The organism is Pseudomonas palmensis (genome assembly GCF_017848315.1).
In the GTDB taxonomy this organism is placed as follows: domain Bacteria; phylum Pseudomonadota; class Gammaproteobacteria; order Pseudomonadales; family Pseudomonadaceae; genus Aquipseudomonas; species Aquipseudomonas palmensis.
Genome location: NZ_JAFKEC010000114.1, coordinates 1 through 3,687, shown reverse-complemented (window position 1 = coordinate 3,687; position 3,687 = coordinate 1). Strand labels below are relative to the sequence as shown.

The following is a 3,687-nucleotide window of genomic DNA, read 5'->3' as shown; positions in this document are numbered from 1 at the left end:
GGTCCAGCGGCACATAGGCGCCGCCGGCCTTGAGAATGCCCAGCACGCCGACCACCATCTCCAGGCTGCGCTCCACCGCCAGGCCGACCAGTACATCCGGCCCCACGCCCTGTTCGCGCAACTTGTGTGCCAGCTGGTTGGCACGCTGGTCAAGCTGGCGGTAGCTCAATGACTGCCCGGCGCACACCACGGCCGGCGCCTCGGGACGCAACGCCGCCTGCTCGGCGATCCGCTGGTGGATGCAGCGCTCGCCCGGGTAGCACGCCGGGCTGTGGTTCCAGGCCTTGACCACCTGTTGCTGCTGCTCGACATCCAGCACCGCCAGCTCGGCGATGCATTGCTGCGCCGAGCGCACAATGCCTTGCAGCAGATTGGCAAAGTGCCGGGCGATCTGCTCCACGCTGGCCCTGCTGAACCGCGCCTGATCGTAGGCATACTGCACCGACAGCTCGCGGCCCAGGCCGATGATCAGCGTCAGCGGGAAGTTGGTCTGCTCGTGATTCTGCGTACCCAGGAACGCCAGGCCGGCCGGCGCCCCTTGTTGCAGCGCCTCGGCCACCGGATAGTTCTCGAACACCAGCAAGGTGTCGAACAACCCCTCGCCGCCCGAGCCTGCCAGACGCTGGATCTCGTACAGCGGGCTGTGTTCATGCTCGCGCAGCAACAGGTTCTGTGCCTGCAACTGCTCCAGCCAGGCACCCACGGCCTGTTCGGGCGAAGGGCTGGCGACCACCGGCAGGGTATTGATGAACAGCCCCAGTTGCTCCTCCACCCCGTCCAGCTCGGCCGGGCGCCCCGACACGGTGGCGCCGAAGCTGACGCAGGCCTGTCCGCTGTAGCGTTGCAGCAGCAACAGCCAGGCGGCCTGCACCAGGGTGTTGACCGTCACCCGCTGCTGGCGGGCGAACTCGCCCAATGCCTGGGTGGCCTGCACATCCAGCAACTGGAAATGGTTGGCATGGCCCTGCCCCAACTGCGCCTTGTCGCTGCGCAGCGCCTGCACCAGGCGCGTCGGCTCGGTGAGGTCACGTACCTGCTGCCGCCAGAACGCCTCGGTGCGCGAGCTGTCCTGCTCGGACAGCCACTGGATGTAGTCGCGGTAGCGCCCGGCCGAATGCCCTGGCGTCTGGCCGGCATAGCGTTGCAACACTTCGCCCAGCAGCTGCGAGTTGCTCCAGCCGTCCATCAGGATGTGGTGGCTGGTGTAGATCAGGTGATGGTGATCGACATCGGTACGGATCACCGTCAGGCGCAGCAACGGCGCATCCTGCAGGTCGAAGCTGCGCTGCAGGTCGGCCTCGGCCCAGCTGTCCAGGTTGGCGTGCAACGCCGGCTGCGCCCGCCAGTCCAGCACGGCGAACGGCATTTCGACCTGCTTGCGAATCACCTGCAGGGGCTGTTCGAAGCCGGTCACGAAACTGGCGCGCAGCACATCGTGACGGTCCAGTGCGGCCTGCCAGGCGTTCCTGAAACGTTCCACGTCCAGCCCCTTCACATTCATCCGCAGTTGGTTGATGTAGTTGCCTGCGCCCTGTTCGTACAAGGTGTGGAACAACATGCCCTGCTGCATCGGCGACAGCGGGTAGATATCGTCGATCTCGCTGGCGGCAATCGGCAGGCTGTCCAGCTGCACCTGGGTCAGCCTGGCCAGCGGGAAGTCCGAAGGCGTCACGCCAACGCTGCCTGGCTGCACGCAATGGGCAACCAGCGCCTCGAGCTCCTCGGCATAGGCGCGGGCCAACGCCTCGATGGTCGCGGGCGCGAACATAGCGCGGCTGAAGCTCCAGTTCAGCGTCAACTCGCCGCCATACACCTGGCCGTTGATCGACAACCAGTTGCCCAGCGGTGCTTCGGAGCTCTGGCTGTCACCGGCAGGCTCACCCGCCGGGCTGAAGAAGCCGCCCTGACCCTGTTCGTCGGCAAAGCTGGCGTCGAACTGGCCCAGGTAGTTGAAGGTGATGCGCGGCACCGGCAACGCGGCCAGGGCATCACGGGCCTTCGCGTCGCCCAGGTAGCGCAGTGCGCCGAAACCGATGCCCTTGTCGGGTACCGAGCGCAGTTGCTCCTTGATGCGCTTGATCGAGCCGTCGAGGCTGTCGGCGGGGCTCAGCTTGACCGGGAACAGGCTGGTGAACCAGCCCACAGTACGGGTCAGGTCGATGTCGTCGAACAGTTCTTCGCGACCGTGGCCTTCAAGCTGGATCAGCACCTCATCGCGCCCGGTCCAGCGCGCGATCACTCGCGCCAGGGCGGTCAGCAGCAGGTCGTTGACCTGGGTGCGGTAGGCCGCCGGGGCCTGTTGCAGCAGTTGCCGGGTACTGGCCTTATCGAGGCGCGTCTGTGCCTGGGCGGCGTGGACAGCCTGCACAGACCCCTGCGGGTTGTCGCACGGCAGCTCGGCGCTGGCGCCCGCCAGTTCGCTGCTCCAGTAGGACAGTTCACCTTGCAGGTCGGCTGCGTGCGCCTGCAGGCGCTGCGCCCAGGCCTGGGTCGAACTGGTCTTGGCTGGCAGGCTCACCACCTGCCCGGCCGCCAGCTGGGTATAGGCGCTCTGCAGGTCTTCGAGCAGGATGCGCCACGACACGCCGTCCACCACCAGGTGGTGGATCGCCAGCAGCAGGCGCTGGCTGCCATCGGGCAGGGTCGCAAGCACCACGCGCAGCAGCTCGCCCTGCTCCAGGCTCAGGCTGCGCTGGGCCTTGTCGCACAGCGCCGGCAAGGCATCGGCAGTCTCAAGCTGCACAGCCCACACCACCTCGGGGGTTGCCTGTACCGCGCCATACTGCGCCCACCAGCGGCCATCGGCCTGCCGGGCATAACGCAGACGCAGCGCGTCATGATGGGCCATCAGCGCCTGCATGGCCTGTTGCAGCCTGTGGGCCTCCAGCAACTGGCCCGGCTTGAGCAGCAGTGCCTGGTTCCAGTGATGGCGCTGGGGTATTGCCTGATCGAAGAAGTACTGGTGAATCGGCAGCAGCAACGCCTGGCCGGTCACCGGCCCCTGGTCCGACTGGCGCTGCGCCTGGCCGAGCGTCGCCACGCTGGCCAGGCCCTGTACCGTCTGGTGCTGGAACAGCGCCTTGGGGGTGAAGTGGATACCGGCCTGGCGTGCGCGGCTGACCACCTGGATCGAGATGATCGAGTCGCCGCCCAGCTCGAAGAAGTTGTCGGTCAGGCCCACCTGCTCAAGCTTGAGCACCTGCGCCCAGATCGCCGCGATGCGTTGCTCGAGCTCGCTCTGCGGTGCCACATAGGCCTGCTGCAACTGGCTGGCATCGGGCCTGGGCAACGCACGGCGGTCCAGCTTGCCATTGCCGGTCAGCGGCCAGGCCTCCACGAACATCAGGTGTGCCGGCACCATGTAGTCCGGCAGCACGGCCTTGAGGTGCTCGCGCAGGCTGGCGAGCCGGTCGGCCGGTGCAGCCTGTTCGTCGCTTGCAATCAGGTACGCCGCCAACTGCTTGCCATTCGGTCCTTCGATGTCCAGCACCACCGCTTCACGTACCGCCGGGTGCCCCTGCAACTTGGCCTCGATCTCGCCCAGTTCGATACGGAAGCCACGGATCTTCACCTGATGGTCGATGCGCCCCACGTACTCGATCACCCCGTCGCCGCGATAGCGCGCCAGGTCGCCGGTGCGGTACAGCCGCCCGCCCCCCTGCACGCTGCGGTCGAACGGGTCGGGCA

Annotated in this window: 1 protein-coding gene; it reads right to left on the bottom strand. The window is 67.0% G+C overall.

Features of this window, described 5'->3' with window-relative positions; translation table 11 throughout:
• A partial coding sequence (locus JZZ72_RS27520; protein ID WP_328825244.1) for a condensation domain-containing protein occupies nt 1-3,687 on the bottom strand: 3,687 nt, incomplete at both ends.